4 protein-coding genes are annotated in these 4,048 nt (G+C 66.7%); 2 read left to right on the top strand and 2 right to left on the bottom strand.

Features of this window, described 5'->3' with window-relative positions:
• The first annotated feature begins 540 nt into the window (after window positions 1-540).
• Window positions 541-1,443, top strand: coding sequence for a pirin family protein (locus tag ACFDSW_RS15695; protein ID WP_375251201.1), 903 nt, complete (start codon window positions 541-543; stop codon window positions 1,441-1,443).
• Between the two features lie 113 nt (window positions 1,444-1,556).
• Here ACFDSW_RS15695 and ACFDSW_RS15690 read toward each other — a convergent pair whose 3' ends face one another.
• Complete coding sequence (locus tag ACFDSW_RS15690) at window positions 1,557-1,766, bottom strand: hypothetical protein (RefSeq protein ID WP_375251200.1); 210 nt, start codon at window positions 1,764-1,766, stop codon at window positions 1,557-1,559.
• Between the two features lie 155 nt (window positions 1,767-1,921).
• Entirely contained in the window at window positions 1,922-2,896 is a 975-nt protein-coding gene (locus ACFDSW_RS15685) for an alpha/beta fold hydrolase (RefSeq protein ID WP_375251202.1), read from the bottom strand.
• Window positions 2,897-2,985: 89 nt separating this feature from the next.
• Between ACFDSW_RS15685 and ACFDSW_RS15680 the strand changes: the two genes are divergently transcribed.
• The gene (locus ACFDSW_RS15680; RefSeq protein ID WP_375251199.1) at window positions 2,986-3,906 is read left to right on the top strand and encodes a LysR family transcriptional regulator; all 921 of its coding nucleotides are present in this window, start codon (window positions 2,986-2,988) and stop codon (window positions 3,904-3,906) included.
• The last annotated feature ends 142 nt before the right edge of the window (window positions 3,907-4,048 follow it).

Below are 4,048 nucleotides of genomic sequence, written 5' to 3'. Positions count from 1 at the left end.
GACGCTCTTCCGATCTGATTGCGGGTTAAACAGGGGATCTTGGCCGCCTGATCGGACGCACTACGATCGCTGTCCTACAGCCTTCTTCGCCGCCATCGCCCTCGCCGCCACTGTCATCTTCTGGCTGTGATCAACGAGTCCTGACCCTGATTGCTGGCGGCGGCGGTAACGTCCTGATCTCCTTGCCGAGCTCGTCGAGCTTGCGCTCCGCGTAGGTCAGCAAGCCCCAGCGTTGCTCTCGCGAACCATCTGCTCGGCGAGCGAAAGGGTGATCGTCGCGCAGATCTTCGTAGGCGGGGTCAGCCCGTCGGCCAGCAGCAGGTCATCAAAAAACCGGCGGGTCGGGGTACCGACAACCCAGCTTTCTTCCACAAGCTCGACGAGCGTCGTGGCAGTATGGGCGCGGGGATGCGCGCGGCGTGTTCGACCTCGCGCGCAGCCGGGGCGACAGGCTGGTGCTGGAATGCCCATTCATGGCAGCATGGTTCGCGAAACATACCGATGACGCCGACGTGGTGGCGGGCTGAAGGGACGGCGACGATGACCGATGCAATCGAACTGGAGATCGAACAGCGCCGCCGCGACCTGGGCGGCGGGATCGAGGTGGGCCGCGTACTGCCCTTCGCGAAGCGGCGGATGGTCGGGCCGTTCGTGTTCTTCGATCACATGGGTCCGATCGACGTCGCACCGGGTGCGCCGCGCAGCATCGACGTTCGCCCGCATCCGCATATCGGCCTGGCAACCGTCACCTATCTGTTCTCGGGCGAGATGATGCACCGCGACAGCCTGGGCTATGAACAGGCGGTGCGCCCACAGGAGGTCAACTGGATGACCGCGGGCCGCGGCATTACCCACAGTGAACGGTTCGAGAAGGGCCGCGCGGTCGGCGATCGCCTGCACGGTATCCAGGCGTGGGTCGCGCTGCCGGTCGAGCATGAGGAAACCGCGCCCGCCTTCTCGCATCACGAGGGCGCGGACCTGCCGCAATGGAGCGACGCGGGCGTGCACGGCCAGCTCATCGCCGGCAGCGCCTATGGCCTGACCGCAAACGTGAGGACCCATTCGCCGCTGTTCTACGCGCACCTCGATATCGAGGCGGGTGCGACGGCCGAACTCCCCGCCGGCCACGCCGAACGCGCGATCTACATCGCGACCGGATCGGTCGAACTGGACGGGCGTCTATATGAGGCCGGGCGGATGCTGGTGCTTTCCTCGACCGCATCGCATGTACGCGCAGTGGAGCGGGCCACCGTAATGGTGCTGGGTGGCGCGCCGCTGGGCGAACGCTTCCTGTTCTGGAACTTCGTGTCGTCGTCGAAGGATCGACTGGAGCAGGCCGCGTCCGACTGGAAGGCAGGCCGCATGAAGCTGCCCGACGCCGACGATCAGGAATTCATCCCGCTACCCGACGAACCCGCGCCGCCTGCTCCCGCTATGTCGTGAGAACAGGCATTTCGTGGACATTGAAACTAGGGTGAGCTTTCGGAAAACGAACGGCGGTCGGGACGGCCGAGGCCGTCTCCATTGGAATCGAGTCTTGGGGAAGCGTATCGGTGTCAGTGTAGAGTGTCGGCGATACGCTGCGGCAATGCTTGATCATATGCGTCGCCATCAATCGCGGCTTGCGACAGCGTTCGCAGGATGACCCCGGCGCCGGGCAGATTGTCCCCGCGCGACAATGCTCTCCGGTTCCACAATCCGCCGCGGATCACGGCGCGGCGGCACTGAAAGAAGACGCTGTTCACGGAGATGCGAAGGATCGACATCGGCAGTTGCCCTGCTATCGCGAAACGGGCGAGTTGATCCGGGTTTGCCAGATCGGGATCGCCGCTCGGCCCGCAACCGAACGTCGCCGGGGACGGCATCCGGCACGTCGATGTGGAAGGGACGCCGACCAATCATCGTGCTTCCGCGCGGACCGTTATCCGGGCAACGTCCTCCCGAGGAAGTCGCGCATAAGCCGCGCGATCTCTTGATGGTGCGTCTCCAGGGCGAAATGCCCAGCGTCCAGAAGATGGATTTCGGCAGCGGGAAGATCATGCAGATAGGCGTAGGCACCGGCAGGGATGAATGCCGGGTCGTGCTTGCCCCATACGGCCAGCAACGGCGGTCGATGGCGGCGGAAATACTCCTGGAAGCGCGGATAGAGGGCGACGTTGGTGCGATAGTCGAGGATCAGGTCGAGCTGGATCTCCTCGGCGCCGGGCCGCGCCATATAGGCGATGTCGAGCTCGTACCCATCCGGTGGGAGGAGCGCCGGATCGGCGCCCGTGCCGTATTGCCAGTCGCGGATCGTATTGGGTGACAGCGAGGCCCGGCACGCTTCCCGGTTCGCGGCGCTGGGATCGCGCCAATAGGCCTGCCACGCGCCCCACTGGTCGCTGAACCCGTCCTTATAGGCATTGCCGTTCTGCGAGACGATGGCGGTGACCCGTTCCGGGTGCGCCATGGCCAGCCGCAGCCCGACCGGCGCGCCATAGTCGAAGACGTAGAGCGCATAGCGGGTCAGCCCGATCGCCTCGACGAATTTCTCCATCACCTCGGCGAGCGCGTCGAAGCTGTACGTGAAGCGACCACGCGGCGGTGCCTTGGTCTGACCGAAACCGGGCAGGTCGGGGGCGATCACGCGGTAGCGGTCGGCGAGTAGCGGGATCAGGTCGCGAAACATGTGGCTGGCTGACGGAAAGCCGTGGAGGAGCAGAATCACCGGCGCATCGGCCGGACCCGCCTCACGGTAGAAGATGTCGAGCTCGCCGACTTGGCGATCATGGTACTGGACAACGGGCATCAGCGGCTCCTTGGCGGCGGGCGTGGCGAGGGCGGTCGATGGAATCCCGGCGAGCATCGCGCCGCCGGACATCGCCTTGATCGCCGAACGTCGGTCGGGACGGATCATCATGCGTACCTCCTTCCCACCACGTAATCGTTGCATCGTTCGTGCATTAGCCTTGCGCGACGCCAAGCTTGCTTTCATCCTGCGCAACGATGGACCGATTGGAGGCGATGACGCTGTTCGTGGCTGCGGTGGATGGCGGCTCGCTCGCTGCCGCCGCGCGGCGCCACGGCCGGTCGGCGGCCGCGGTCACCCGCGCCATCGCCGGGCTGGAACGCGCGGCGGGCGAACCGCTGTTGCTGCGATCGACACGCCGGCTCGGGCTCACACCGGCAGGCGAACGCCATCTTGCAACCTGGCGCGACGTGCTGGCGCGCCTCGCCGACCTCGAACCCGCCGCCCCGGGCGCGCCGCTGCACGGCACCGTCCGATTGACGGCACCCGAGCTGTTTGGGCGCCGGTACGTCATGCCCGCAATCGAGCGCTTCGCCGCGGCTCACCCGCACCTGTCGGTCCGCGCCACGCTGAGCAACCAGATTGTCGACCTGATCGGCGACGGGATCGACCTGGCCGTGCGTCTGTCGCCGCTCGCGGATTCGGCGCTGGTCGTCACCCGTATCGGGCAGGTCCGATCGCTGCTCTGCGCGTCGCCGGCCTATCTTCACGCGACAGGCATGCCCGCCGATCCGTCCGACCTGACCCGCCACCGCTGCATCGGCCTCGACGCGAACGCGGAGGCCGAACGCTGGGCGTTCGCGCGCGGCGGGCGTGTGCGCACCGTACGGATCGCGCCCCGGTTCGCCGTCGATCATGCCGCCGCGGGCATCGACGCGGCGCTCCGCGGCCACGGCATCGTCCAGGCCCGCTCCTACCAGGTCGCGGAGCATCTGGCCTCGCGCAGGCTGGTACGGCTTCTGGAAGCATGGGAGCTGCCCCCCGTTCCGGCGCATGTCGTCCTGCCCGCCGGGCGATTGCCCGGCCCCGCGACGCGGGCGTTGATCGATTACCTCGTGCCCGCGCTTAGGAATGATCTGTCGGCGGTGGAGGCCGCGATGACGGCCTCGTCCGGCTGATCCGAAGTTCGGTGCCGCCGTCAGGCCGGGGTCATCGCCGCCAGCAGCTGATCGAACTGGTCATCACGCTAGGCGAAGCGGAACGGCCTAGGGTCAGGATCTGTAATTTGTAGTCGCCCGGCGGTTGTCCCTTGAGGGTCTC

The organism is Sphingomonas sp., from assembly GCF_042091075.1.
In the GTDB taxonomy this organism is placed as follows: Bacteria; Pseudomonadota; Alphaproteobacteria; order Sphingomonadales; family Sphingomonadaceae; genus Sphingomonas.
The sequence above is the reverse complement of the archived record's forward strand: the minus strand, read 5'-3'. Positions and strand labels throughout refer to the sequence as shown.